Raw genomic sequence first — 25,718 nt, 5'->3', positions numbered from 1 at the left:
TTAATGTTTCGCCATGCTGACCTTTACGACTCCCGTGAACAAAGTTGCGATTTACACGAGCGGCGGCGATGCCCCCGGCATGAACGCCGCGATCCGCGCGGCCGCCCGGATGGCTCTGAGTCGTGAGATCGAAGTCGTCGGTATCATTGGCGGTTACGCCGGCATCCTCGGTGAGCAGTTTGAAGCCCTGAAATCACGCGACCTCGCCAACATCATCCAGCGCGGCGGTACGATCCTGAAAACCGGTCGCTGCTTGGAGTTCCACCGCCCCGAAGTGCGCGCCGACGCTTACCAAAAACTGCGGCGTGCGGGCATCGATGCCGCCGTCTGCATCGGCGGGGATGGCAGCTTCAATGGCGCCATGGCCCTGTTCGCGGAACACAAATTTCCCGTCGTCGGCGTTCCCGGCACGATCGACAACGACATCTACGGTACGGATTCGACCATCGGTTTCGATACCGCCCTGAATACCGCATTAGATGCGATCGACCGCATTCGCGACACGGCCACCTCGCACGACCGCCTTTTCATCGTGGAGGTCATGGGTCGCGATACGGGCTTCATCGCCGCGTCGGTGGGTATCGCGGGCGGCGCGGAAGAGATTCTGGCTCCCGAATATCCGGTGCCGGTGGATAAAGTCGTGGAAAAGATCAAAGCAAGTCTCGCGCGCGGCAAGCGCAGCTCGATCATCGTCATGGCCGAAGGACAAAAACCCGGACGCGCCTACGACCTGGCCGAGCAGATCCGCAAGAAAATGAACGTCGACCCGAAAGTTTGTATTCTGGGCCATCAGCAGCGCGGAGGCTCGCCCAGCGCGACCGATCGTATTCTCGCGACTCGTATGGGGGCGGCCGCGGTCCAAACCCTTCTCGAGGGCAAATGCGGCGTCTACATCGGACTCGATGGACTCAACCTAGTGACCGTTCCCTTTGAGTCCGCTCTCAAAAACAAAAAGTTAGCCCCCAAAGAATATCTTCAGCTTGCGTCCACTTTGGCACTGTAAATCGACCAAAGTTTCCCGTAGAGGTCCGGCTTCACTCAGGAAAACTGCCTAATCCTTGCCCTTCGGACCGGCGATTGATAACCCTTAAGACTCGCTTCAGAAATGTTTTGGAGACTTAAGGCATGATCACTCGGCGGTCCCTCGGTTTTGTCGTCCTTTCAGCCACTCTTGCACTCGCTACCGGCTGCACCAAACGCAACAAAAATGAAATCGTCATCGGCCACTTCGGCTCGATGACCGGTGCGGAAGCCACGTTCGGCAAGTCCACCGACGAAGGCATCCGTTTGGCCGTCGAAGAGACGAACGCCGCCGGCGGGATCAAAGGCAAACAGATTCGCCTGATCACCATGGACAACCAAGGGAAAGCCGAAGAGGCCGCCGCCGTGGCCACCCGTCTGATCGAGCAAGAAAAAGTCACCGCGCTGCTCGGCGAAGTCGCAAGTTCGCGCTCGCTGGCCGTCGCGCCGATCGCGCAGAAAAAGAAAGTTCCGATGATCACGCCCTCGTCGACGAATCCGCGCGTGACCGAAATGGGCGACTACATCTTCCGGACCTGCTTCATCGATCCGTTCCAGGGGCTCGTCATGGCGAAATTCGCGTACGAGAACCTGAAGCTCCGCAAAGTCGCGGTTCTGCGCGCGGTGAACTCGGATTACTCGATGGGACTTTCGAAAGTCTTCGTCGAAAAGTTCACGGAGATGGGCGGGCAAATCGTCGCGGACACGAGCTACCAATCCCAGGACGTCGACTTCAAAGCCCAATTGACCCAAATCAAGTCCGCCGGTCCCGAAGGGATCTTCATTCCGGGCTACTACACCGAAATCGGACTGATCGCCCGCCAAGCCGCAGAGCTCGGTCTGAAAATCCCCCTCATGGGCGGCGACGGATGGGACTCCCCGAAGCTCTTCGAAATCGGTCAAGAAACCATTAACGGGAACTACTTCTCGAACCACTACTCCAACGAATCGAGCGATCCCGTCGCGGTGGCGTTCATGGAGTCGTTCAAAAAACGTTTCAACAAGTCGCCCGACGGACTGTCGGCGGCGGGCTACGACGCCGCGAAGGTGCTTTTCGCCGCGATGGAGAAAGCCCCCGATCTTTCGGGCCCCGCGATCCGTGACGCGATCGCCGCAACAAAGGATTACCCCGGGGTCACCGGAACCATTACCATTAATCAGCAACGGAACGCCGTGAAGAGCGCGGTGGTGGTTCAAGTCCAAGGGACCACCAACAAGTACATCACGACCATCAACCCTTAATCGTCCGAACTAAAACTCATGAATGATTTTATCCAGCACATCCTGAACGGCCTGAGTCTGGGAAGCATCTACGCTCTCATCGCTCTGGGCTACACCATGGTCTACGGCATCTTGCAGCTCATCAACTTCGCCCACTCGGACGTCTACATGATGGGAGCTTTCGGCTCCTACTACGTCGCGATGTATTTGGGTATCGACCGCCAACCCGGTTTGTCGACACTCGCGATCCTGCTGGGCTCGGCGATGCTTGTCTGCGCGCTGATCGGACTGACGATCGAACGCCTGGCTTACCGCCCCCTGCGGAACGCGCCGAAGTTGAATATCCTGATCACGGCGATCGGGGTCAGCCTTTTCCTGCAGTACTTCGCGCAAGCGGTGTTCGGCGCGGACCCGAAAGTGTTCCCGCAAGTTCTGCATAACGAAACGCTCTTCAACATCGCGGCGGTCGAAGTGAAAACGCTCGACGTCGCCGTCTTCGCGGTCACCATCATCACGATGGTGGTCCTGAACTTCGTGATCTACCGCACGAAGATGGGACAGGCGATGCGCGCGGTGGCGCAAAACATGCGGGTCGCCGCCTTGATGGGCGTGAATCCGAACCGCGTGATCTCGATCACGTTCATGGTCGGCTCGGCCTTGGCCGGTGTCGGCTCGGTGCTCGTGGGAATGAAGTACCCCAAAATCGATCCCTTGATGGGAACGATGATCGGCCTGAAGGCGTTCGTCGCCGCGGTCTTGGGCGGCATCGGGAATTTGCCCGGCGCGGTTCTGGGTGGACTCCTGATGGGCTTTTCCGAGGAAATGGTCGTCGCTTACTGGTCCTCGACTTACCGTGACGCTTTGGCGTTCGGGATCTTGATCGTCATCCTGATCTTCAAACCGGCGGGCCTGATGGGTCGCTCCACCACGGAGAAAGTCTAATGCCGACCGAATCCATCTGGAGACGTCCCCTCGTCGTATTCTTATTCCTTCTGGTCCTGGGCTTCGTGACCGACTTCGCCCTCGATTCGTTCATCCAGTTCACGATGATCGTCATCATGATCAATATGATCTTGGGAATGTCGCTGAACCTCGTGAATGGATTCACCGGCCAGTTCTCGCTGGGCCATGCGGGATTCATGGCGGTGGGCGCCTACACCTCGGCCTACCTTGCCGAGCAGTGGTTCACTCACGTCGGCCCCATCACCGGCGCCATGCAGCTTGTGATGTTCCCCCTGTTCGGTGTTTGCGCGGGCTTGATGGCGGCCTTGGCGGGCCTCTTGGTCGGCCTGCCTTCGCTGCGTCTGCGCGGGGACTACTTGGCCATCGTCACTTTGGGTTTTGCCGAGATCATCCGCGTGACCTTACTGAACACCGAAGCGGTCGGCGCCGCCCGCGGCTTCTACGACGTGAAAGGTCCCGACAACTGGATGCTCGGACCGATCGAGGTCTCGCGCTTTTTGACTTCGTACGGGCTGGCGCTCTTCTGGGTCCTGGTCACTTTCTACGTGATCTGGCGCGTGGTTCGTTCGGGTCACGGCCGCGCGTTCCTGAGCGTCCGCGATGACGAAATCGCGGCGGAAGCGATGGGGATCAATACCGTCCGCGCCAAGGTCCAAGCCTTCGCGATCTCGAGCTTCTTTGCCGGTATCGCGGGCTCGATCTTCGCGCACTATATGAACTACCTGAATCCGCAGACCTTCGTTTTCACGAAGTCCGTCGACGCGGTGATCATCGTGGTTTTGGGCGGAATGGGAAGTCTGTCGGGCTCGCTGTTCGCGGCGGCCATCGTCACCGTCATTCCCGAACTGCTTCGCCCCCTGCAGGAGATCATCGGGATCGACCTGCGGATGTTGATTTACGCCCTGTTACTCATCTTGATGATGATTCTGCGCCCGCGCGGCCTTTTCGGCAGCCAGGAACTGAGCGAGATTCTGAGGAAGTATGTCCGCAAATCTACTTGAAGCCCGTAAAATTTCGATTCAGTTCGGTGGTTTGAAAGCCGTGGACTCTTTGGAGTTCGCGGTCCGTCAGGGTGAACTCATGGGATTGATCGGCCCGAACGGCGCCGGCAAGACCACTTGCTTCAACATGCTGACCGGCGTGTACCAACCCACCGAAGGTGAAGTGTACTTCAACGGTCAATCGATCAAGGGTCTGAAGCCTTATCAAGTTTCGCGCTTGGGCATGACTCGTACCTTCCAGAATATCCGCCTTTTCCGTGATTTGAACGTCGTCGAAAACGTCATGGTCGCGGGCACGCAGCACTTGTCCTACGGCATCGCCCATCCCGTCGTGCAGTCGAAGTCTTACTTCGAACAAGAGAAGAAGCTGCGTGATGAAGCCATGTCTTTGCTTTCGATCTTCGGACTCGAAAAGAAGGCGCATGAAGAGTCGACCTCGCTCCCCTACGGTGAGCAGCGGAAACTCGAAATCGTGCGTGCCTTGGCGACCCGCCCGAAGATGATCTGTCTGGATGAGCCCGCGGCGGGCATGAACCACTCGGAAACCGAGGACCTCATGCACACCATCGCGAAAATCCGCAAAGAGTTTAACCTGACCGTGATGTTGATCGAGCATGATATGAAGCTCGTCATGGGAATCTGCGAACGTATCGTCGTTCTGGATCACGGCACCAAAATCGAAGAAGGCACGCCGGATGTGATTCAAAAATCCGCCGCCGTCATCGAAGCCTACCTCGGCGCCGGCGCCGCGGAAGGGGGACACTAATGTCCGAGACGTTATTGAAAGTCGACAATCTGGAAGTGTTCTATGGCTCGATTCAGGCCCTGAAAGGGATCAGCTTCGAAGTTCGTAAGGGCGAGGTCGTCTCGTTGATCGGTGCGAACGGGGCCGGCAAGACGACGACTCTGCGGGCGCTGTCGGGCATGGTTCCCGCCCGTGGCACGATCGCCTTCAAAGGAAAAGCGATCAACGACGTTCCCGCTCACTTGCGCGTGCCCATGGGCTTGGCGCAGTCGCCGGAAGGCCGCGGGATCTTCCCGCAGATGAGTGTACTCGAGAATCTGCAGATGGGCGCCTTCACCCGTAAGGACAAAGAACAGATCGCCAAGGACATGGAGCACTGTTTTCAGCTGTTCCCGCGTCTGCGCGAGCGCAAAGCGCAAATGACCGGCACCTTGTCGGGCGGTGAGCAGCAGATGGTCGCGATTTCGCGCGCCATGATGTCGAAGCCCGATCTGCTTCTGCTGGACGAGCCCTCGCTGGGGTTGGCTCCGCTCATCGTGGCGCAGATTTTCGATATCGTGAAGCAGCTGAACAAAGAGGGCGTCACCGTCTTGCTCGTCGAGCAGAATGCCCGCATGGCGCTTCAGGTCTCGCACCGCGCTTACGTCATCGAGACCGGGAAGATCACCCTGTCGGGTCGTGGTGAAGACCTGTTGAACGACGACGCCGTTCGCCGATCTTATCTCGGAATCTAATTCTCGGATCTGTCCTATGGAAAATAAAAAGGGATGGCTTGGTGCCATCCCTTTTTTGTTTCTCCGAGCTCGAATCGTATCAACCCGCTTTGAGTTTCGACTCTTTCGCCTGATTGAGGTCCCCCAAAGTATTGCGCAGACGAGTCGCCATGAAACGCGCGGCCGTGCGGTAGACCTTCAACGCGATTAACGGGTGCGCGGCGAAAAGAGCCTCAAGGTCCGCGTACGCGATCTCCAGCATATGCGTGGGCTCAAGAGTTTGCGCGGTCGCGGAGCGATTTCCTTGATCGAAGAAGGGCATCTCGCCGAAGTGGGCGCCCGATCCCAGGTTCGCGATTCCCATCGCGTCACCTTTCGATGAGTTCGAATAGATTTTCACTGACCCCAAGGTGATGACGAAGAACGATTTCGCCGCTTCGCCGGTCATGAAGACCTCCTCACCGGGGCTCAAATGACGCTCGGACGCGGCGTGGGCCACGATTTTCAGTTCGTCAGGGGTCAATTCTTTGAAGAGGTAAACACCGCTCAGATGTTGCGACACGAAATTCTCCTTGGTTTTGTACCCCCACAGAATCCCATAGGCGAGGGCCCAGCGGCAGTCCGGGGGAAACCTTCGTCCAGGGGGTCGCGCCAACCCTAGCACAAACTTAACTTTTACTTTCAATGGGTCCGGGTTTCTGGCAGACCCAAGCCCATGAAGAGACTGGGTGAATATCAGGGTTTTCTGTCAGCGCTCCTTCGCAGCATGGTCGAACGCTTCGAGTTCCAAAGCGATGACGACATGACTGAGCTCATGCGGGAACCGCGGCTGATGGTGGTCCTGAATCACGGCACACCGATCAGTTGGGTGCCGCCCATCTGTCTGCTGACCGAAAAAGCGGTGGATCATGGCGGCGACGACCGTATTTCCCGTGGAATCATCGACAAATTCTTCTACTCGAATCCGATCACCCAGCCGATCGCCGAATACGTCACGCAGTCCCCGACTCCGCAATCTTTTGACGAACTGCTCGAGCAGTTTCGCTCGGTGGAGCGGACCGACCTCGTCGTCTTTCCAGAGGGTGCGATGACGTTCTTCGGTGACGTCAGCGAGATTCAGCCGTTCCGGAGCCCGCGCTTTCTCGAGATCGCGATTCGTGCCGAAGCGCCGCTTTTGGTCGCCATCCACCGCGGAACCGAAGAGTGGAATCTGCGCCTGCCTTTGCCGCTGGAGCTGATCCAGACGGTCTCGATGTTCTCGAAATTCTTCGGCGCCAAACTCCAAGAGGACGCGCAAATCAATTTGCCCGTGCGCCTGCGCAAAGTTCCGAACTTCCGCATGCGCGTCCAAAAATACGTGCCCGAGCTCAAAGCGTCGGACCTGGCCGAAGATCTCACCGAGCGCCGCGCCCAACTCCAACTCGAAGCCGATCGTCTACGCACCCGCATGCAGGAACTCTTCGACTCGCTCGCATAAGGTACCACGTACCGCGTGCGGTACCATCTACCGCACGCGGTACGTGGTACCCAAAGAAAAAGCCCGGCGTTCTGTCAGCGCCGGGCTTTTTGCGTTTTCGATCCGAAGTGGGTGATGGAGGCACGCACCCCGGACGATCGCGCACGGATGGAGGCCGTGAGCGACCGCACCGCGCGGGGTTGGAGGCCCTGCGCAGCCGAGGTATCTGAAAGGTCCGCGAACATGGGAAGGCCTTGCGGTCAGTTTTTGGTTCCGACCCTAAAGGCGCTTCCGAACGCCCACAGTATTAAACTGTGCAAGAATAGAAAAGCCGATCCGAACGCCGGACACTCCCGGAGCGGTAGCTGCTACCTTCCGGAAAGTACATGGTACTTTCCGAGAGGTATCACTTACCTATTAGCGTTTCAGTTGGATGACTTCGTTGAGCATTTCGTCGGTTGTCGTAATGGTCTTGGCGTTGGCTTGGAAGTTACGCTGACCTTGGATCATCTGGACGAATTCGCTGGCGAGATCGACCGTCGAGCGCTCGAGCGACTTCGCGAAGATCTTACCGCGACCCGCGCGGCCGGCCGCGCCCAGTGCGGGCGATCCGGAGTCACGCGACTCTTTGAAACGGTTGTTACCGACTTTGTACATCGACTCGGGGTTTTCGAATTTCGCCATCGCGATTTGCGAAAGATCCCGGGCTTCGCCGTTGGTGTACAGCGCGGTCAGAACGCCTTCGTCGTTGAAGGACATGTTCTGGATCGTTCCCGCCGCGGCACCGTTCTGGCTCCACGACATCAGGTCCGACTCTTTACCGTACTGCTTCGAGCCGATCAGGCCTTTGCCGCCCGACTGGATATCGTCGCCGAAGTTGAATTTGATTTGTTGGTTCTGGAGCGCGCCGCCCTTGAAGTTCATGTTCAAGTTCGTGACTTCCTGCGAGTCCAACTTCCCGTCGACGGTGAACTTCAGCGTTCCGGTCGCGACTTCCGACATTTCGCCCTCGTCACCGCCGGTGACGTTCTTACCGTCAACCATACCTCTCCACTGCCATTGACGATCCGCGGTCTTGTTGAAGAACATGGTCATCAAATGTTTGTTACCTTGGGAGTCGAAAACTTCCAGGCCGGTCGAGTAGTGCGAAGTCGCATAGGGATCTTTAGGATCGAACTTCCGCGTGGGCTCTTCACGTGAATCCAAGTTCAGATCCAGCTTGATCTCTTGAGTGGCTTTGGCGGGGATGAGCGCGCGCGGGAAACGGATGTCGCCCACTTTGTTCATGATCTTGCCTTGCTCATCGGCTTCGAAACCTTGAACGCGTTGACCGTCGTTCGTGATCAAGAAACCTTCGCGGTCGAATTTGAACGAGCCATCGCGTGTATACGATTCGCCGTCAGTACCTTTAACTTTGAAGTAACCTTCACCCGAGATCGCGAGGTCCGTCGCTTTTTCAGTGGAGTCGATGTTACCTTGGTTGATCATGGGGTTGACCGCGCCGATTTTAACACCGCGTCCGATCTGGTTACCGCCCAGGATCCCTTTCAAGTTTTTTGCGATAATATCTTGGAATTCCGCGCGTGACGCTTTGAAACCCGTGGTTCCCGCGTTGGCGATGTTATCGGCAGTAACGCCCAATGCTTGACCGTGCGCAGACAGACCCGAAACGCCAGTATACAGTGACGACAGAACGCTCATAAGACCTCCATGTCTTACTTATGTTGACCCAGGAGCAAACAACTCCCGAGTTTATATGGAGGGCCCCCTCAAGGAGGACCAGCCCTTCCTAAACCTTAAACCAAAACTCGTATGAAAAAGTCCGTCACGCGGACGCTTTCAAACGGGTTCTTACATCACCACCGTCGAATCGATGTTGGTGAAGACGTTTTCTTTCATCGCCGTCTTATCCATCACCGTCACGACCGTTTTGTTATTCACACTCACGATCAAAGCCGAATTGTCCATCAGCACGAGCGAGTTCTTCGAACCCTTCGCCGCGGCCTTATCCACCGCTTCGTTGAGTTTCTGCAGGTCTTCCGGAGTGAACGAAATCCCCCGACTGACCATGCGGTCGACCGCGTGATTCGAGAATTTCACCGCACCCGGTTGCAGCCCCGGAGCCACCGCCGTGGGCGCTGCCGCCGGGCGGTTGTACTGAAGACCTTCCAGCGCGGTCAGAGTGTCTTGAAAGCTCGGACCTTTGCCACCAACGCGTTCGGTTTTCGGTTGAGTCTGTCCGACTCCTCCGACGCCCGCGATCTGGTTGTTCAAAGTTCCGTTATCGACTTTCATGACTTACTCGATCTCCTGCTTACTTACTCAACTTCGTTTCGGCCTCAAGCTTAGCTTGAAACTCTCGCGACATCGGCAGCCCCATCACATTTCCGACCGGCTTCTCGTCCTTATCAGGAGCGCCTTGTACGTCATCGGTCTGCACGATCTCTTGATTATTATTCTGCTTGACGCCGTCCGCATTTTTCAAGAGTCCAGCTTCAACATTTTTCGAATTCTGGTCTTTCTGCGACTTAGACTGGATCATCGACGGATCCACGATCTGACGAACGTCGCTGAGTTTCACCGACATATTGCCGATCAAAAGTACGGGTCCTTCCGGCGTATAGTTCACGCCGCTGATAATCCCTTCGAAGTCGGTTTTGATATCCATCTTCTTATCGAACTCGTTTTTCGCATCAATGTCGAAGCGATATTCGCCGACGGTTTGCACTTGGCCGTGATCGTTCTGCCCGTTCCACGTCCACGAATTCGCGCCCGGCTTGAGATCGCGCAATTCCACCTTGCGTACGACTTCGCCGTTTTCGTTTTTCACTTGGATCGTCGCGGTCGTCGCCTTCTCAGGAAGCGTGAAAGAGAAATCGTGATACTTGTCGCCCTTCAGACGGGAGACTTTCGAAGCGTCGCCCGAAACCGCTTTGCCGATGAAGTTCAATGACTGATAGGTTTCGGTGGGTTTCGCTTGCGCCTTCATGTCATCGAGAGAGGTATTCACGTTCTGCAGCTGCTCGAGGGATGAGAACTGCGCGAGCTGCGCCGCCATCTCGTGCGACTTCAACGGATTCGTGGGATCTTGGTTTTTCAACTGCGCCATCATGAGTTTCATGAACGCGTCTTTATCGAGTTTGTCGCTGCCGACCGCACGGGCCTTCTTCGAGGGATCGATCCAGTTCGGATCCGCCACGCGGTTCAGAACTTCGCCGATGTTGTCACCGCCGAGTTTCGTCAGCTCGTTCGCGCCGAGATTCTTCAGACCGTCACTCTTCGTGATGGTGTTCGGACTCGCTTCGCTCCAATTCTTTGTCCCGAGCTTCATGCCCACTTGGCTCATACACGCACTCCTGGAATTGGTTTTAGTTTATCACGGGGCCAGGACTTTCCGTCCCAGCCCCGACCTCAACTGGGCCAAGGAACTATCGACCGTGAAGCGGTGACGTGCATCAGGCCACGAGATTCATGCGCTCGCCCCGTCCCGACATCACTCGCGGCGCCGAAGGGCCCGCGGGTGCGATGGGATCGAGCTCCGCACGTTTACGTCCGTAGGCCTTGATGCCCGACATCTCGAAGAACGGATCGCGGCGCGAAGCACTGTCTTGACGGAATTGTTCCATCATCTGACGCGCTTGCTGGCGGCCCATATCCTGCTGGAAGTCCATCTGCCGCTGCTGCTGGCCCGCATCCGAAGTGCCCACGTCGACTTTCACGTTGTCCACCGACAACTTGTGTGACGACAGGCTTTGCTTCAGATCCGCGATGGAGCCTTCCAAGAGCTTCTTCGCTTCGGCGTTGTCCGTCTTCATCTCGACGTTCACTTTTCCGTCGTGGACGAGAACTTTCAACTGCACCTCACCCAGGCCTTCTTGATTCAGCTTGATGCGGGCTTCGCCCCCACCTTTCGCCGCGATGATCTGGGTTTGGTCTTTCAAAGCTTCGAGTTGTCCTTGGGCTTCGGTGTCATTGAGCGCGAAGGCGCCCGCGACTCCGGTTCCCGCGGTGACGGCCGCTTTGGCTCCGGGTTCGGTGCGCAACATCTGCGCGAAGTCCGCTCCCAAAAGCTGCGCGTCCGCACGCCCGTCGGCCAGTCCACCACCTGAAGCGTCGCCCTCGGCATCACCGGTGTCCGCGCCGAGCGAAGAGTCGCCCAGGCCTTCCGGCTTCGCGATCGCGGCCGCCGCCCCGAAACCGGGAACTTGCAGCGCCGAGATGTCGAGGATCTTCGGTTCCGACGCGGGCTTCAAGACGGCGGGATTCGCGTTCGCTTGCGCCACCTCGGCCCGGAAGGCCATCGGATCGGCGTTCAGCTGACGCAGCAGTCCTTCAAGCTCGGAGGTCGCCCCGGCGTCGCTCACCACCGGCGCTTCGTTCGCCGTGAGCCAAGCTTCCGCGCCCTGCGCTTGTTTCAGGTCCTGCGCTTTGCCGATCAGCGCCTGTTTCGCCATTTGCGGATCCGTGACCAGCTGGGGTTCCACGCGCTCGAAGCCGAGCTCCGACAGACGCGACAGTGTGTCGGCCGTCTTCGTCGAATCGATGCCCGTCTCGGCCACGGGGCCGCGCATGAAGAACTTGTCGTTCATGCGATCCAGGCTCTGATTCAAGATCGCGCGGCGCTCGCCAGCGGCGACCGGCGCGGCTCCCTGCTTCACGTCAAGACCCGCATGCAAAATCGCTCCACCCGCCATCAATCCCGCGACGGATTTCGCGGTCTTCGGGTCGGCGGCCTCATTTGCGGCACGCATGTCTTTCCACTGCTGAAGGAACTGCAAATACATCTCCATCGCCTGAGGTTCTTCCTCAGCCGGGAGTTCCAAATTTGCGATCAGATCGGAAGCGGTGTCTTCGGGGGAACGAGCGAGTGCCTCTTGATCGAGGTCGGCCATTGCCTCCAGCATTCGGGCTGGAGTGATGCCAAATTCACTCTCCATGGAGTCCATGAACTGCAGCATCGCCGTTTCACGTTCGTTCGTCTTTCGCGCTTTCGGTGCGGGCTTCTCCGCCACCTCAAGACGCTCCCTGACTTCCTGCTTCTCCGACCGCCGCGTTTCTGCGGGGCGAAGTTCTTGCGGAGCTTTCCGGCCTTCTAGCACCTTCTCGAAGCTTGCGGGCTTCTCGATCGGTGAAAGATTCGGGAGACGCGATTCTTTCGTCTCTTTGAGGGCCGTCCCCTCCTGCGCTGAACTCGGGCCCATCCGTGTCCCGAGAATTTCCAAAATTCCACCTCCTTGTGGATTTACTTCTTGCGGTAACCCGCAAACTTTTCCGAGAAGACCTGCGCCTTTTCGGGTTTCATCAAATTCAAAACTTCGGCCGCGTTCTTACGCTTCATGCGACCGATGATCTCTACCGCCAAATCCTCGTCCATGGTTTCCAAAACCTTCGCGGCGTTGGAGGGCTTCATGTTCGAGTACACTTGCACCAGGGTGTCGACCTTCTCGGCATCTTGAGTCGAACGCTCTTGAAGCATGTTCGAGATGCCGACGCGGGTTTCGTCCATGGACTTCAGTTTCTTTTCCAGTTCTTCCTTTTGCGCGGTCAGTTCCGCCTCGAGGCGACTGAGTTCGGCTTCACGCGCATCCAGCTGTTCTTTGCGCTGCACGAGTTTCTGCAGATGGTTCATTTCTTCTTCGGTCCACTCTTTACGAGTGGCCTTCGGATCGATCGCGGCGGGAGCCCGTTCGCCGGTGCCCGCCGCCACGCCCGCCGCGGGAGTCGCGGGAGCGGCCTTCTTCTCGGAAGCGACCGCCGTATTCATGGCGCCGATTTCGACGCGGCTGAGGAACTTGTCGATGTCTTCGTGATAGTGAAGCCCCGCACCCGCCGCCAGCAAACCGATCATCGAGCTCAGCACGAGTTTGAACGGAAACTTGCGACGCTTCGCTTTGCGGGTACTGCGCACTTTATCGCGCAAGATCGCCAGGCGCTCGCGATCGGAACCGGCCGCCACTTTCGGACGACTCATCGCGCTCTGCCCACGCGAATCACTGCGTTTCTCAGCACCGCGCGACGGGTTTTCATCCAGCGCGAAACGCGCCTTGGTGGACTCCTTCGAGACGCCCGCGTTCACGCGCGCTTTGCGAAAAAAGTCGTCATAACCCGGTTTCATCGTCCTCCCGACCGAAACGGAAACGCATACTTGCCTGATCGTCGGCTTCTTTAACTTCCCGACGATTACGCTCTTGAAGATACTCTTCGCGGCGTTTTTCTTTCAGCTTCTCAATTATTTTAGTTTCAATTGCGCGTTCTCGCAAAATTTCCCGCAAACGTTCGACTTGAGTCTCGAATTCCTGGATCTTGGCCTGCTGTCTTTTGATCAAAATTTCCTGGCCCACCAGAAAGTCTTGGATCTGCCCCAAACCTGCGCTGGCCGTGCCTCCGGAGGTGGTCAGCGAGTGACGTTCTTGAAACGCTTGAGTTTTTTCGTCGAACATCCGCTGCAGGCGATCGACCTCTTCTTGGAGGGCGGCCTGGGCCAGTTGAAAGTCCCGCTGGGCCATGTTTTCAGCCGTGCGCCGGACATTCAGCACGTTTTCGAGGTTGAAGCGAAAGCCCTTCACTCAAAGTCCCCTAGTTGAAATTCACGAGGATTCCCTGCAGCTCGCGCAGAGTTTTCGTCATGTCCGTTTTTTCGTCCACGCCTTGCTTCAAGAAGGCGTTGAGTTGGTCGATGACCTTCACCGACTTGTCGATCTTGGGATTCGCGCCGGGTTTGTACGCACCGATGTTGATCAGATCTTCCGCGTCCCGGTAAACGGCCAAGGCCTCGCGCAGCTTTTGGGCGAGCTTGATGTGATCTTTGCCGGCGACTGCCGACATGACCCGGGATGCGGACTGCAAAACGTCGATAGAGGGAAAATGCGCCTTGTGCGCGAGTTTACGCGACAAAACGATGTGCCCGTCGACGATGGAACGTACGGAATCCCCGATCGGATCGTCCATGTCGTCACCTTCGACAAGCACCGTATAAAGCCCCGTGATCGATCCTTCACCTTCGAACGAACCCGCCCGCTCCAAGAGCTTCGGCAGCGTCGCGAAGACCGACGGCGTATAACCTTTCGAGGCGGGCGGCTCACCGGCGGAAAGACCGATTTCCCGTTGGGCCATGGCGAAACGTGTCGCCGAATCCATCATCAGGAGGACGTTTTTACCTTGGGCCGAGAAGTATTCCGCCATCGCGGTCGCGACGAACGCGCCCCGCATGCGCAGCAGCGGCGATTGGTCGGACGTCACGCAGACGACGACGGATCTTGCCATACCTTCTGCGCCCAGATCATTTTCAATGAACTCACGAACCTCACGTCCACGCTCGCCGATGAGGGCGATGACGTTGACGTCGGCTTTCGAATTCCGCGCCATCATCCCCATCAAGACGGACTTACCGACGCCCGAGCCGGCCATAATGCCGATCCGTTGCCCCTGTCCGATAGTGAGGGCCGCATTGATCGCGCGCACCCCCAGATCCAGACTTTGACGGATCGGACGACGTTCGAGAGGGTTACGAACTTCGCTGTAAAGGGGAACTTCGCGACTAAACTCGATCGGCTCGCCGCCGTCGATCGTTTGCCCCAGCCCATTCACCACGCGGCCCAAGAGGGCATCGCTGACCCGCACCAAGGCACTTTGCTGCACAAGGGTGATGCGTGATCCCAAACCCACGCCCCGCATTTCGTGAAGGGGCATCATCAGCACGCTTTGGTCTTTGAAACCGACCACCTCGGCCAGAAAATGCTTTTCGGTGCCGGTCGGCGTGATCCGGCAAATTGAACCCACGCTCGCACCGGGCAAAAAGCCCTTCACCATCATGCCGGTCACTTCCGTGACCTTACCGCTGTCCTTCGACAGGTGGATCGAGTCCACAAGATCGGTGTATTTGCGCAGGTTCAATTCGTAACCGGTCATGCCGTTTTCAACTCGGGTTTGACGTTGATCAGTGACTCTTTCAGCGCATCCCACAGTTTACCGACGCGCTCTTCGAAGCGACTGTCGATTTCACCGTAGTTGTTGCGGATCACGCAGCCGCCATGACCGACGGAGGGATCGGGCTCGAACTTCAGCTTTTTCATGAACTCGAGCTCACGCCCGGTTTGGGTCTTCAGTTCTTCCAGGAACGCGAGCTGGTCCGGAGCCACCATGACGGTCAGCTCTTCCTCGCTTTGCGCGACTTCCACGGCCTGGCGCAAGATATTCAGCGTCGCCTCGGGAGTGACGGAAATCTCGTGACTCGCTAAACGCTTCGCGATGTGGAACGCCAACTGCACCAGATGCGCTTCGTTGTATTCCATCATCTCGGTTTTGATGCGTTCGAAAGAGACCATCAACATGTCCAGATGAGCGAGTTTTTCTTTGATGATCACTTCGTTCTGCTGGAAGGCCTCTTTGCGACCCTCGACCATTCCCAGATCGAAGGCTTCGCGATAGGCGGCTTCCTGGATTTCCTTTAAACGTTCCGCGGCGCGGGTTTCCACGAGTTCTTCGAACTGCGCCCTTTCGAGATCGTGAAGTCCCGTTTGCTGCCGGGTCAGCTCGGACAGGCGAAAACGCGAGCCCTGCTGCTGGCGCTCGGCCGTATCTAGCGCGACCTGGGGGATTCCCAGCTCGAATACCGGAGGCTCGAAAGCCATGACTTTAGCGCTCGTTTCGGAAAAACGAATCGGTTTAGACAAGCGCGTCCTCCGAGCCACCGCGTGCGATCAGGATCTTGCCTTCCGCCTCGAGGCGGCGGGCGGCGTTGACGACTTCCTGTTGCGCGGATTCGACGTCCGAAAGACGGGCCGGGCCCATATTCGAAAGATCGTCGCGCAGCATGTCCGCCGCACGTTGCGACAAGTTTTTGAAGACCTTTGTTTTGATCTCTTCGCTGGCCGTCTTGAGCGCCAGCAGCAGGCGATCGTTCGGCACTTCCTTGAGCAGCGTCTGGATTCCGCGATCGTCGATTTTCACGATATCGTCGAAGACGAACATCAGCTTGCGGATCTCTTCCGCCAAGAGCGGGTCCTTCTCTTCCAGGCGCGACATGATCGAACTTTCCGTGTTCTTATCCATGACGTTGAGCATTTCGGCCACGGGTTGCACGCCGCCAAGCGCGGTCTGCTCGACCGAGCTCATGGACGCCAGTTCTTTCTTCAGGACGGAATCGATCTCGGCGATGAGTTCGGGCGCGACGTGGTCCAAGTTCGCCATACGCAGAACGACCTCGGCCTGCAGGGCTTCGGGCAGACGCTTCAGAACCTCACCCTTCTTCTCGGGCTCGAGGTGCGCCAGGATGACCGCGACCGTCTGGGGATGTTCGTTGACCAGGAAGTTCGAAAGCGATTTCGCATCGACCATCTCGAGCGATTCCAGGGTGCGACCGCCGCCGGTCACGACGTTGATACCACCCAGGATACCGCGCGCGCGCTCTTCACCCAAGGCGGCGACGATCGCGTCTTTCGAGGAGGAAACTTCCGAAAAGATGTAGTCTTCGGTTTCGTTGATGAGTTCGAAGAACTCTTCGAGGACCTTCTTCGTCACGTTGACCGACACGACCCGGTATTTGGGCATCACGTTCAAAAGCTTACGGATGTCCCCGTCGTCCAGTCCCTTCAACAGCGTTTTCAGCGCGTTGGGTCCCAGATAGTTCATCAGGATGGCGGCCTTTTCGAAGCCGCGAAGCTGTTCGTATTCTAAATTTTCGGGTTTCGTCAGCTTCACGGATTAGCCGTCCTTTCTGACTAGCCACATGCCGAACGCACTGGATGCTTTTTCGTCATCGCGTTCCATGATGGCCAAAATGCGGTCTTTAAGCAGCTCGGTTTCGGCCTTGTCCGGATCGATCGACTCTTCGAGGATCGGCAGCGCGGAGCTCATACCGGGCAAAGTATTGTCCACCGCCTGAAGCTCTTCGAGCTCTTCGATGGTGCGGGGAAGCATTTCTTCGACCGAGTCCTGGAAGCTGTCGGTGATCCACTGCATGAAGGGACGAACGACGATGAAGAAGAAGAGCGCCAAGCTGAAACCCAAAAGCGCCCATTTCAGCAACGCGTGCAGCAGCTTGCGACGCTCCAGCGACGTTAGCAGCCGATCGGCTTCGCTGAAGTCCTCGGCGATGAACTGGATGTTCTCGATTTTCACGGAGTCGCCACGTTGCTGGCTGAAACCGATCGCGTTACGCACCAATGCTTCGTATTTGGTGATCTCTTCCGGAGAGCGCGCCACCCACTTGTTCTCGATGGTGCCGTCTTCCTTCGTGATATTCTGCTGAACGCCGTCGACCAGGACCGCGACACTGATGCGCTCCAGGTTACCCGCCATCTCGCGGATATTCTTCACGGTTTTCGGCACTTCGAAAGCGGTGTTCTTCACTTCCTTGCGCACGCCCTGACGGAAGCTCACGGCTTCGCCCTCGGCGCCCGCGCCGGGAATATTGTTCCGTGATCCAGGCACGCCGGTGGGATTCGCGCGCGAACCTTCCGAAGATTCCTCTTCCGTTTGCTGGCTACGGATCGCGGTCTGCTCCGGGTCGACGGACTCTTCGATCGCGCTGATGATTTTGTTGTTCAAGGTCGCATCCACACGGGCGACCACTTTCGCTTGCCCGACCACTTTGGCAAGCAGCGCCTCGATACGCTCTTCCAGATCGGATTCGATTTTGCGCTTCAAATCCAAGATTTCGCTGGTGCCCGAAGTCGTGATATCGCCCGACCGGGTCAGCATTTTGCCGCGGTCATCGACGACCGTGACCTTTTCGGCGTTCAGACCTTCCACGGAACTGGCCACCAAGAACTGAATCCCCCGCACTTGGTCCGCGCTGAGGGATTTCCCGGGGTGAAGCTCCACCACGACCGACGCCGTCGCTTGCCCTGAATCCTCGAGGAAGGTCTTCTTCGCCGGCAACGCCAAAAGAACTTTCGATTGGCGAACGCTGGTCAACGTGTTGATGGAACGGATCAATTCACCCTGCAGGGCGCGTTGGTAGTTCACGCGCTGGGCGTAAGAGTTCATCGAGAAGTCTTGTTTATCGAAGACTTCCAGACCGATCGTGCCCAGTTTCGCCGAACCCACTTCCGCCATCAACGCCATCTGCGTGGAGTGCAAAAGCTCCGCCGGAACCGCGACTGTTTTCCCCTCATCACGGAGTTGGAAGGGGACGTTCTTTTCGTTCAGTTTCTGCGCGATGAGCGCGACTTGATCGGAAGGAACATTCGTGAGCAGAGTCACGTAGTCACGTCCCGAAACCATCACCGTCATCACGACGCCGGCTAAGAAAAAGACCAGCGTCGCGGCGATAATGGACATCCGTTTGGTCGGACCCAAGCCACGAAAGAACTCACGAAACTGATTTGAAAGACTAGCAAAAAACGTGTTCAACCCATTCCCCCCGGGGATCTAACTAACAATCAAACCTGCATTTTCATGACTTCGGAATACGCGTCGATGATCTTGTTGCGGACTTGCATCATCAATTTGAGCGCGATATCCGCTTGTTCGGTTTGGACCATGACGTCGGCGATGTTGTCCGTCTTACCGGTCGCCAGATTCGTGATCGCGGTGTCGGCGTTTTTCTGCAGCTGATTCACTTGCTGCACGGCTTGGCCGAGGGTATCCGCGAAACTCGCTCCCGGAGCGGCGCTCGAAGAAAGAGAGGGCGCGGCCGAAATTTCATTTTGCAGTGACCGACGTTGGGAGCCGGAAATTTCCATCGATTTCGAATCGGAAATTCCATTGCCCCCCGCGGGGATTTGCGTGTTCTTAAAAGTGAGACCGTCCATGGTCAAAACTCCTATTCCCTATTATAGTCCTAAGACTCGATCCTACAAAAGACCCTATCGACCAATCTCTAGGCTAGAGAGTGCAATATCTTTCGCCGCCTGCATCGCCGAGACGTTGGCCTCGTAAGCGCGGGTGGCCTGGATCATATTGGTCATCTCTTCCATCAGATTGATGTTCGGGTATGAAACGTAGCCTTCCTCGTCCGCGTCGGGGTGCCCGGGCTCGTGCTTACGCAAGGGCGCCCGCGTATCCGAGATCACGTCGGTGACCTGGACTCTCTGGACGTCGGAACGTGGGTTCGAATCGGTTAAAATTTCACCGAAAGATTTCGCGTCCGGCATCGACTGGAAAACCACGTCCTTGCGGCGGTAGGCGCCACCTTCCGGGGTTTTCGTCGTATTGATATTCGCAATATTGGAAGAAATCGTATTGAGGCGCATCCGTTGCGCCGCCATCCCCGAACTACTGACCCGAAAACCCGAAAAGAACTGCGACATCGCTTATCGTCCTTCCGTGACCGCGTACCGCAAGGCCGCGAGTTTTTTGTTCATGAGCTGAATCGCCGCCTTATAAAGAACGGTGTTCTCGGCGAGGGCCGCCATCTCTTTTTCAATGTTCACGGTGTTGCCGTCGTTCGAAGTGATGGCCTCGGGATTGTCGTAAATGTCGGGACGTACGTTTTTAATCGCCGACTCGTGACCGCCCGCCCCGCCGATGCCGTTCACCGCGCTGTCCAGCGCCGCCTCGAAGTCCATCTTCTTCGCGTGAAAACCCGGAGTCTCGGCATTGGCGATGTTCGAAGAGATCAGCTCTTGCCGCAGCTTGCGCAAATTCGTTGCGGTCTGCAGCGCCAGTGACGTTTTATCGAATAGACTCACGGAACCTCCTTCGCACTACCATCGGACTGGGCACTGGCCGGCAACCGGCGCAGGTACTTTTTATTGTCGTCGTTCCATTTGGAAGACTTCAAATTTTCGTCGGCCATCTTGGCCCAGAACGAACTTTTATCGCGATCCAGTTTACCCCAAACGTCAGACGCCTTTTGCATCTCACCTTTATCGAAGTGGATGCGTCCCAACTTGTAGCGCAAAGAATCCAGGGGCATCTTCGTTTCGTAGGTCTCGAGCAGGCGGTTGTAGGTCGCAATCGCCTCGTCCGTTTGTTTGGTCGTCTGTTGCAAACGCGCCATATTTTCCAATGCGCGAGCATGGGTCTTCTCGGAAACCTTTCCCGAATCGCGCATCAGCTCATCGACGCGGCGATAGCTCGCGATGGCGGCATCCACTTGACCGAGCTTTTCTTCCATTTGTCCCAGGCTGTAATAGGGCTCGGCCACCAGGACCGGAATCCCCTTCCACGCTTTCACCAGTTCCGTCAGGTAACGGATCGCCGTGGCGGGTTCACCCTTTTGATCGTAAAGTTTCGCCGCCAGCAAGATACGCTCGATTTGCTGGGTTTCGGTCAGCTTTTCGGGACTTTTGATGTCCTTCAGATTGTTGAACGCAAGCTGCGATTGATCGCGGTTCATATTCACCGCGGCCATCCGCAACAGGATCTCGTCCGTCGAAGGCACCTTCTCGAAAACGCCCACTTCTTTTTCTTTCGGAGTTCCCTTCAGAGCCAGAATCCGGTTGAAGGACTCGCGGTAAAGCTTTTCGGCTTCGTCTTGGACTCCGGACTGCTCGAAGGCGCGGGCCAGATCGTACTGCACGTCCACGCGGTTGCTATTGCGCAGCCAATCCGCCGAATATTTCTGGTGCGTGTTCATCGCCTTCAGGAATTCGCCTTTTTCCACCTGTGAATGGATTTCATCGGCGATATTACGCACGATCCGCTGGGTCAGAAGTCCCGTGTCCGCGGTCGTCGGATCTTTCTGATAGAAGTCGCGCAGCAGGTTCAACGATTTTTCGTACTCGCCGCGGTCGTGATATCCGTCGGCCACCATGATGGTCGCGAATTGATCCATCTTCGGCAGCTTCGAGTCCTGCGCCAGCTTCATGATATCTTGAACGGCCTTTTCCAACTCCTGTTGCTTCATGCCGCGCATCCGCGACGACAGCATCCGTAAACGCGCGACCACCGCCCCCGGAGTGGACCCATAGCGGAAATAGGTCTCGAGAAAAGCGCCCATCACCCGCGAAGGATCCGCGCCCAGAATCTCGAGCAGTTCGCCCACGCGAGTCAGCGCGTAACCGGAATAGGAGTTCGTCGGGAACTTCTTCACGAAGTCGAGATGCGCGTCCAAGCTCGCGCGGTGGTTCCCCAAACGGAACTCCGCCGCCGCCAGATTGAAAGCCGCATTCGGATAGTCCAGGTACTCGTTCGGATGCTGATCACGCAGCTTACGGTAGGCGTCCGCGGCCTCTTTATCCTTTTTCTGCTGGAACAAAATGTCCGGGCGCAGGAACGACGCGCGAATACGGTCCTGGGGACGCTTGGCGTTTTTGATCACGTCATCATAGATTTTCAGCGCGTCGTCGCCACGATTCAGCTGCGCGTAGGCTTCGGCCATCGCGATTTTGACCAGGTCCTTGTTCGCGGACTCGGGGAACTTGCGCGAGTGGGCCTGGAAGGCTTGCAGCGAGGCCAACGCGTCCCCGCGTTCGAGTTGCGAGTACGCCACCAAAAGCTGCGTGCGCTCGTTCAACGCGGAATTCGGGAACTCTTTCATCGCCTCTTCGTATTTTTGAATCGCGACGTCGAGATCTTCGGCCTTGCCCGTTTCTTTCCAGCGGTCATAGAGAACGTCCGCCCACATGAATTTCAGAATTTCCGCGTAGTCCGACTTCGGATATTTGTCGAAGAACCACTTCGCGGTCTTCTGGAAAACCTCGCTACGGTTATTCTTACGCAAGGTCAAAAGCAGGCGGGCTTGTTTGTTTTCGTCGTTATCCTTCGCGTCGATTTCGTACACCGGCGCTTTTGACTGCAAAAGCTTCAGCTCGTCGGGCTTCAAATGCAGGATCGGGAAGTCGACGTAAACTTTCTGCTTACTTGCGATCATCGCCGACTCTTTGACTTCGAAATCCTGGATCGCGAAACGCGAAAAATCGGGATCGGCTCCGTCGAAGATTCCGGTCTGGGGTTGCAACGGCTGGGGCGTGGCGATCAACGGATCGAGCGAGGTCTGCAAGGGGCCCTGCGGCCCGATGACGAGGACGTCGTTCGCGGGTTTACGGCCCGCTTCGGCCGGGGCTCCCTTTTTTGAAACGATTTTTTCGTTTTTCGGCGCGGGGACCGACGGTGCTTCCGCCGCTTTCGGTTTCTTCGCGGCCGATGTGTCGTTGAAGAAGTCGACGATCAAACGCGAAGGTTTGTCGGTCAGGTAGTCGAAATGATCGATCCGCGCGCCTTTGGCCGGATTGAAGGTGAACTTCAGAACCTGGTTCGAGTCGGTCCCCGCGTCGACGACGACGGATTCCAGACCGGGAAATTTAACTTTCGAAAACGCCGCGATCGAACCCGCATCGAGTGCGGGAACTTGCACGCTGTAAACGACCTTGCCTTTGTCTTCGGCTTTTTGAATGTCGTAGACCCAGTTATCGCGGCCACGGAGTTCCAGGTGCAAGGTTTCACCGAAATGGGTCAGCTTGGCATCCACGCCCGCGGCCGAAGCGGTCGCTGCCGACAATCCGGTCATCACCATCAGGAAAAATGAAATCCAAGTCCGCATCGGTCCCCTCTTAAGCACCCGCCGTCAGTCCGTGGACTTTCGGCGGGTTCCCCTCACACTCGTGTACTGAGTGGTGAAAGAAGCATTTCCGGTGCCACCACCCTCAACAAGTCGGGTTCGTGCGTGGGCCTCGAGTTAGGTCCTGAAACAGAAGATCAAAACTGGAGGAAGGGCGAGATTATGAAACAGGGATCGCAAATCGCGCCAGGCTTCGTGCACGCATTTTTGTCGGTGCCGACAAAACACTGACACTCGACGAACTGATAGAAAAACATTTCGACAAGTCGAAGGGATGCAGCAAAACTCAAAAACTGCCGAAAAATCGGCAACATCAGGAGCCACCACCACCCATGCAACGGATGCGTGTTTTTGCCATTTTCTGCCTGCTTTTGACCTGCCTTACGGGGTGCGTGTCCGTGAACATCGGTCCGAAGAAACCCGGTCGCGCCGAAAACGTGCGCGCCGGCGTTCCCGATGGCTCTTTCACCGCGATCAAAGACACCGCCGCCGACCAAGCTTGGCAGTCGACGAAGACCGGCAACACGATCTCGTACCTGAGTGAGTGCCCCGAGCCGCCCATGTCGCTCGAAAACCTGACCAACGAATCGCTCGCGGTCTTGCGCGATCGCGAGGTCGTCTCGCAGGACACGAAATTCTTCAACGCCCGCGCCGCCCTGGAAACCGTCGCCACCGGCACGCTCGACGGCATCGCGATGAAGACCCAAGCTTTGGTCTTCAAACGCAACGGCTGCTCGTACCTGATCACCTACACCGCCCGGACCGTGAACTTCGATCAGGAAGTCGCCGCCTACCGGCGCTTTCTGGAAAGCTTCCAGGCTCCGTAATGAAATTCCGCCTGACCTCCTTCATGGAAGACAGCTTGCTCTTCATCGGTGGCTACGGCCAGCTGACGAAACAAGTCGTCTCGGAGCTCTGGCGCACGAAACTCGAATGGCGTCTTTTCGCCGATCAGATTTTCCAGATCGGTAGCCGCTCGATGCCCTTGATTCTGATCACCGCGTTGTCCACCGGCATGGTGATGAGCCTGCAATTCGGAATCGGCCTAGCGAAATTCGGGGGCGCACCATACGTCCCGAAGATCGTCTCGCTGTCGATCCTGCGGGAAATGGGACCCGTTTTCACGAGCCTGATGGTCGCCGCGCGCGTGGGCGCCGGCATGGCCTCGGAGATCGGCTCGATGGTCGTCACCCAACAGGTCGATGCGATCCGCGCTTTGGGCACCTCGCCCATCCGCAAGATCGTCATCCCCCGCGTGCTGGGCTGCTTGGTCTGCCTGCCGCTGCTCGCCGCGCTCGCGAACATCATCGGCGTTTTGGGCGGGATGATCATCGGCGTGACCGAGCTGCGTCTGGACGCGGGCTTCTACGCCCAGAAGGTCATGACGACCCTCACGCTCGAGGATTTGTTTTCGGGCATCGGCAAATGCGTTTTCTTTTCGATCTTCATTTCCATCACGGCCTGCTACTTCGGCCTGAACGTGAAGGAAGGCACGAAGGAAGTCGGACTGGCCACCACGAAAGCGGTCGTCGTATCGTCGATCATGGTTTTGGTGGGTGATTTCTTTTTAACGAAGTTGTTCCTGCTGTTTTAGGAGTGCGCGTGCGCAAGGTCATCGAGGTCGTCCAATTTGCGAAAAGTTTCGGGACCAAAACGGTTCACCGGGATATTTCGTTCGACGTCCACGAAGGCGAATGCCTGGGACTGATCGGCGGCTCGGGGACCGGAAAGTCGGTTCTGCTTCGCTCGTTGATCGGTTTGATGAAACCCGACGCCGGACGCATTTTGATCGATGGCCAAGACATCACCGGACTGCGTGAGCGCGATTTGATCCCGATCCGCAAGAAAGTCGCCTACGCCTTTCAGGGTGGGGCGCTTTTTGACTCCATGACCGTTTATGAAAACCTCGCCTACCCGCTGCGCGAACATACGAATTTGCGCGAACCCGAGATCGCCGAGAAGATCACGCACCTCTTGGGCGAATTCGGGCTGACCGGTAACGAAAAGATCTATCCGTCGAGCCTTTCCGGCGGGATGCAGAAGCGCCTAGGCCTGGCCCGCGCCATCATCATGAATCCCGAAGTCATCTTGTACGATGAGCCCACCGCGGGTCTTGATCCCTACAACACCAAACGGATTTCCGAGATGATTTTGCAACTCAAACGTATGGGAAAAACCGGCATCTTAGTCACGCACGACATGCCCGTCGCGTTCGCGGTCTGCGACCGGATCGCGATGATCATGAACGGACGTATTTTGGCCATCGCCACGCCCCAAGAGATTCAAGCGAAGATGGATCACCCCATTCGCAATTTTGCTGAAGGAGAAGTGCTGTAATGGAATCCAACCGCAGCCAACAGGTTCAAATCGGCGTCTTCTTGGGTCTCGGCCTCCTCGCCGTTCTGGTGTCGATCATGGTCCTGGGTGGGGACTCGGCGCTTTTCAAGTCTTACGTTACGGTTCACTCGAAGATGTCGCAGGTGCAGGGACTCGCGAAAGGTTCCGTCGTGAGCCTGGCCGGCATGACCATTGGGAACGTGAAAGAGATTCGTTTCGCGGACGGCGAAAACGCGCTGATCCTCGACATGCGCATCGAAGAGGCCTCACTCGCGCGGATTCCGAAAAACTCCACCATCGAAGTCCGCACGCAAGGGGCCTTGGGCGACAAATTCGTTTACATCATCCCCGGCGACCTCGCGGGTCCCCGCCTGGAAGACGCCGGATATCTGGAGCCGAACTCGAGCGCGGACTTCATGGGCGTCTTGAGTGAACGCGGCGGTGAAGCCGGTCGCGTCTTCGACATCCTGGCCGAAACGCAGAAGCTTCTGATCGCGCTGAACGGCGAAGGTCGCATGGACCGGATCATGACGAACGTTTACGAATCGACAAACGAACTCAAAGCGATGTCGAAAGAAACGCGGCAGCTGATGCAAGAACTTCGCGGCGACAATCCCGCGAAAATCAAAGAGACCCTCACGCGACTGAACTCCATTTTGGTGAAAGTCGACAAAGGCGAAGGCACCCTCGGCGCCCTGATCAACGATCCTTCGCTGCACCAGCAGCTGAAGCAGCTGATCGGTGAAAGCCCGCGCCGTCAGTACATGCAGTCGGTCATTCGCGGAACGATTGAGAAGTCGGACGGAAAGTAGAC

Annotated in this window: 26 protein-coding genes; 11 read left to right on the top strand and 15 right to left on the bottom strand. The window is 57.1% G+C overall.

Going from position 1 to position 25,718, the window contains the following annotated elements; translation table 11 throughout:
• The first annotated feature begins 13 nt into the window (after positions 1-13).
• The 6 genes from pfkA to KF767_02030 all read left to right on the top strand — a co-directional run bounded on the left by pfkA (position 14) and on the right by KF767_02030 (position 5,684).
• Entirely contained in the window at positions 14-1,003 is a 990-nt protein-coding gene (gene pfkA, locus KF767_02055) for a 6-phosphofructokinase (GenBank protein MBX3016645.1), read from the top strand.
• Positions 1,004-1,125: 122 nt separating this feature from the next.
• Positions 1,126-2,262, top strand: coding sequence for an ABC transporter substrate-binding protein (locus KF767_02050; GenBank protein ID MBX3016644.1), 1,137 nt, complete (start codon positions 1,126-1,128; stop codon positions 2,260-2,262).
• A gap of 18 nt (positions 2,263-2,280) precedes the next feature.
• Positions 2,281-3,183: a branched-chain amino acid ABC transporter permease gene (locus tag KF767_02045; GenBank protein ID MBX3016643.1), complete on the top strand. Its 903-nt coding sequence runs from the start codon at positions 2,281-2,283 to the stop codon at positions 3,181-3,183.
• Positions 3,183-4,205, top strand: coding sequence for a branched-chain amino acid ABC transporter permease (locus tag KF767_02040; GenBank protein ID MBX3016642.1), 1,023 nt, complete (start codon positions 3,183-3,185; stop codon positions 4,203-4,205). Before KF767_02045 ends, KF767_02040 begins: the two co-directional genes overlap by 1 nt.
• Positions 4,186-4,971, top strand: a complete 786-nt coding sequence (locus KF767_02035) for an ABC transporter ATP-binding protein (GenBank protein MBX3016641.1) — start codon at positions 4,186-4,188, stop codon at positions 4,969-4,971. The genes KF767_02040 and KF767_02035 overlap by 20 nt, the downstream gene beginning before the upstream one ends.
• On the top strand, positions 4,971-5,684 hold the full coding sequence (locus KF767_02030; GenBank protein ID MBX3016640.1) for an ABC transporter ATP-binding protein: 714 nt from the start codon (positions 4,971-4,973) through the stop codon (positions 5,682-5,684). The genes KF767_02035 and KF767_02030 overlap by 1 nt, the downstream gene beginning before the upstream one ends.
• A gap of 79 nt (positions 5,685-5,763) precedes the next feature.
• Here the strand turns inward: KF767_02030 and KF767_02025 are convergent, their stop codons facing one another.
• Positions 5,764-6,225 (bottom strand): cyclic nucleotide-binding domain-containing protein, encoded by a 462-nt coding sequence (locus KF767_02025; GenBank protein ID MBX3016639.1) that lies wholly within the window; start codon positions 6,223-6,225, stop codon positions 5,764-5,766.
• A 153-nt stretch (positions 6,226-6,378) separates the two neighbouring features.
• On the opposite strand from KF767_02025, the gene KF767_02020 reads away from it, so the two are divergent.
• On the top strand, positions 6,379-7,140 hold the full coding sequence (locus KF767_02020) for a hypothetical protein (GenBank protein MBX3016638.1): 762 nt from the start codon (positions 6,379-6,381) through the stop codon (positions 7,138-7,140).
• A 396-nt stretch (positions 7,141-7,536) separates the two neighbouring features.
• Here KF767_02020 and KF767_02015 read toward each other — a convergent pair whose 3' ends face one another.
• From KF767_02015 to KF767_01950, 14 genes are all read right to left on the bottom strand, one after another.
• Positions 7,537-8,820, bottom strand: a complete 1,284-nt coding sequence (locus KF767_02015; protein ID MBX3016637.1) for a flagellar hook protein FlgE — start codon at positions 8,818-8,820, stop codon at positions 7,537-7,539.
• 150 nt (positions 8,821-8,970) lie between these two features.
• Positions 8,971-9,414, bottom strand: a complete 444-nt coding sequence (locus KF767_02010; GenBank protein MBX3016636.1) for a hypothetical protein — start codon at positions 9,412-9,414, stop codon at positions 8,971-8,973.
• 19 nt (positions 9,415-9,433) lie between these two features.
• Positions 9,434-10,465, bottom strand: coding sequence for a flagellar hook assembly protein FlgD (locus tag KF767_02005; GenBank protein MBX3016635.1), 1,032 nt, complete (start codon positions 10,463-10,465; stop codon positions 9,434-9,436).
• 109 nt (positions 10,466-10,574) lie between these two features.
• Entirely contained in the window at positions 10,575-12,131 is a 1,557-nt protein-coding gene (locus KF767_02000) for a flagellar hook-length control protein FliK (GenBank protein MBX3016634.1), read from the bottom strand.
• Between the two features lie 230 nt (positions 12,132-12,361).
• Positions 12,362-13,234, bottom strand: coding sequence for a hypothetical protein (locus tag KF767_01995; protein MBX3016633.1), 873 nt, complete (start codon positions 13,232-13,234; stop codon positions 12,362-12,364).
• Positions 13,218-13,685, bottom strand: coding sequence for a flagellar export protein FliJ (gene fliJ / locus KF767_01990; protein ID MBX3016632.1), 468 nt, complete (start codon positions 13,683-13,685; stop codon positions 13,218-13,220). Before fliJ ends, KF767_01995 begins: the two co-directional genes overlap by 17 nt.
• Before the next feature lie 10 nt (positions 13,686-13,695).
• Positions 13,696-15,027: a FliI/YscN family ATPase gene (locus KF767_01985; GenBank protein MBX3016631.1), complete on the bottom strand. Its 1,332-nt coding sequence runs from the start codon at positions 15,025-15,027 to the stop codon at positions 13,696-13,698.
• Positions 15,024-15,791, bottom strand: coding sequence for a flagellar assembly protein (locus KF767_01980; GenBank protein MBX3016630.1), 768 nt, complete (start codon positions 15,789-15,791; stop codon positions 15,024-15,026). The genes KF767_01985 and KF767_01980 overlap by 4 nt, the downstream gene beginning before the upstream one ends.
• Positions 15,784-16,818 carry a flagellar motor switch protein FliG gene (fliG, locus tag KF767_01975; protein ID MBX3016629.1) on the bottom strand — a complete coding sequence of 345 codons (1,035 nt, stop codon included), beginning with the start codon at positions 16,816-16,818 and terminating at the stop codon, positions 15,784-15,786. The genes KF767_01980 and fliG overlap by 8 nt, the downstream gene beginning before the upstream one ends.
• Positions 16,819-16,821: 3 nt before the next feature.
• Complete coding sequence (gene fliF / locus KF767_01970) at positions 16,822-18,474, bottom strand: flagellar M-ring protein FliF (protein ID MBX3016628.1); 1,653 nt, start codon at positions 18,472-18,474, stop codon at positions 16,822-16,824.
• A 29-nt stretch (positions 18,475-18,503) separates the two neighbouring features.
• Complete coding sequence (gene fliE / locus KF767_01965; protein ID MBX3016627.1) at positions 18,504-18,806, bottom strand: flagellar hook-basal body complex protein FliE; 303 nt, start codon at positions 18,804-18,806, stop codon at positions 18,504-18,506.
• Positions 18,807-18,929: 123 nt separating this feature from the next.
• Complete coding sequence (flgC, locus tag KF767_01960) at positions 18,930-19,373, bottom strand: flagellar basal body rod protein FlgC (protein MBX3016626.1); 444 nt, start codon at positions 19,371-19,373, stop codon at positions 18,930-18,932.
• A 3-nt stretch (positions 19,374-19,376) separates the two neighbouring features.
• Positions 19,377-19,754 carry a flagellar basal body rod protein FlgB gene (gene flgB, locus KF767_01955; GenBank protein ID MBX3016625.1) on the bottom strand — a complete coding sequence of 126 codons (378 nt, stop codon included), beginning with the start codon at positions 19,752-19,754 and terminating at the stop codon, positions 19,377-19,379.
• Positions 19,751-22,549 carry a tetratricopeptide repeat protein gene (locus tag KF767_01950; protein MBX3016624.1) on the bottom strand — a complete coding sequence of 933 codons (2,799 nt, stop codon included), beginning with the start codon at positions 22,547-22,549 and terminating at the stop codon, positions 19,751-19,753. Before KF767_01950 ends, flgB begins: the two co-directional genes overlap by 4 nt.
• 350 nt (positions 22,550-22,899) lie before the next feature.
• Between KF767_01950 and KF767_01945 the strand changes: the two genes are divergently transcribed.
• The 4 genes from KF767_01945 to KF767_01930 are packed head-to-tail and all read left to right on the top strand — an operon-like array spanning position 22,900 to position 25,716.
• Complete coding sequence (locus KF767_01945) at positions 22,900-23,394, top strand: hypothetical protein (protein ID MBX3016623.1); 495 nt, start codon at positions 22,900-22,902, stop codon at positions 23,392-23,394.
• A 23-nt stretch (positions 23,395-23,417) separates the two neighbouring features.
• Positions 23,418-24,161 carry an ABC transporter permease gene (locus KF767_01940; GenBank protein MBX3016622.1) on the top strand — a complete coding sequence of 248 codons (744 nt, stop codon included), beginning with the start codon at positions 23,418-23,420 and terminating at the stop codon, positions 24,159-24,161.
• A gap of 2 nt (positions 24,162-24,163) precedes the next feature.
• A complete protein-coding gene (locus tag KF767_01935; GenBank protein MBX3016621.1) occupies positions 24,164-24,904 on the top strand; it encodes an ABC transporter ATP-binding protein in 741 nt (246 codons plus the stop codon).
• Positions 24,904-25,716, top strand: a complete 813-nt coding sequence (locus KF767_01930; protein MBX3016620.1) for an MCE family protein — start codon at positions 24,904-24,906, stop codon at positions 25,714-25,716. Before KF767_01935 ends, KF767_01930 begins: the two co-directional genes overlap by 1 nt.
• Positions 25,717-25,718 lie beyond the last annotated feature (2 nt).

The organism is Pseudobdellovibrionaceae bacterium, from assembly GCA_019637875.1.
Lineage (GTDB): Bacteria > Bdellovibrionota > Bdellovibrionia > Bdellovibrionales > Bdellovibrionaceae > JAHBUW01.
Note: the sequence above shows the minus strand (reverse complement) of the source record. Positions and strands in the feature narration are given on the sequence as shown.

Excerpts from the sequence above, each read along its gene's own strand:
- flgC (MBX3016626.1), bottom strand. The coding sequence starts at position 19,373 with ATGTCGCAGTTCTTTTCGGGTTTTCGGGTCAGTAGTTCGGGGATGGCG.
- KF767_02045 (MBX3016643.1), top strand. The coding sequence starts at position 2,281 with ATGAATGATTTTATCCAGCACATCCTGAACGGCCTGAGTCTGGGAAGC.
- KF767_01950 (MBX3016624.1), bottom strand. The coding sequence starts at position 22,549 with ATGCGGACTTGGATTTCATTTTTCCTGATGGTGATGACCGGATTGTCG.
- KF767_01985 (MBX3016631.1), bottom strand. The coding sequence starts at position 15,027 with ATGACCGGTTACGAATTGAACCTGCGCAAATACACCGATCTTGTGGAC.
- KF767_02035 (MBX3016641.1), top strand. The coding sequence starts at position 4,186 with ATGTCCGCAAATCTACTTGAAGCCCGTAAAATTTCGATTCAGTTCGGT.
- KF767_01930 (MBX3016620.1), top strand. The coding sequence starts at position 24,904 with ATGGAATCCAACCGCAGCCAACAGGTTCAAATCGGCGTCTTCTTGGGT.
- KF767_01995 (MBX3016633.1), bottom strand. The coding sequence starts at position 13,234 with ATGAAACCGGGTTATGACGACTTTTTTCGCAAAGCGCGCGTGAACGCG.
- KF767_02005 (MBX3016635.1), bottom strand. The coding sequence starts at position 10,465 with ATGAGCCAAGTGGGCATGAAGCTCGGGACAAAGAATTGGAGCGAAGCG.
- KF767_01940 (MBX3016622.1), top strand. The coding sequence starts at position 23,418 with ATGGAAGACAGCTTGCTCTTCATCGGTGGCTACGGCCAGCTGACGAAA.
- KF767_02020 (MBX3016638.1), top strand. The coding sequence starts at position 6,379 with ATGAAGAGACTGGGTGAATATCAGGGTTTTCTGTCAGCGCTCCTTCGC.
- KF767_02010 (MBX3016636.1), bottom strand. The coding sequence starts at position 9,414 with ATGAAAGTCGATAACGGAACTTTGAACAACCAGATCGCGGGCGTCGGA.
- pfkA (MBX3016645.1), top strand. The coding sequence starts at position 14 with ATGCTGACCTTTACGACTCCCGTGAACAAAGTTGCGATTTACACGAGC.
- fliE (MBX3016627.1), bottom strand. The coding sequence starts at position 18,806 with ATGGAAATTTCCGGCTCCCAACGTCGGTCACTGCAAAATGAAATTTCG.
- KF767_02040 (MBX3016642.1), top strand. The coding sequence starts at position 3,183 with ATGCCGACCGAATCCATCTGGAGACGTCCCCTCGTCGTATTCTTATTC.
- KF767_02030 (MBX3016640.1), top strand. The coding sequence starts at position 4,971 with ATGTCCGAGACGTTATTGAAAGTCGACAATCTGGAAGTGTTCTATGGC.
- KF767_02015 (MBX3016637.1), bottom strand. The coding sequence starts at position 8,820 with ATGAGCGTTCTGTCGTCACTGTATACTGGCGTTTCGGGTCTGTCTGCG.
- KF767_02050 (MBX3016644.1), top strand. The coding sequence starts at position 1,126 with ATGATCACTCGGCGGTCCCTCGGTTTTGTCGTCCTTTCAGCCACTCTT.
- KF767_01945 (MBX3016623.1), top strand. The coding sequence starts at position 22,900 with ATGCAACGGATGCGTGTTTTTGCCATTTTCTGCCTGCTTTTGACCTGC.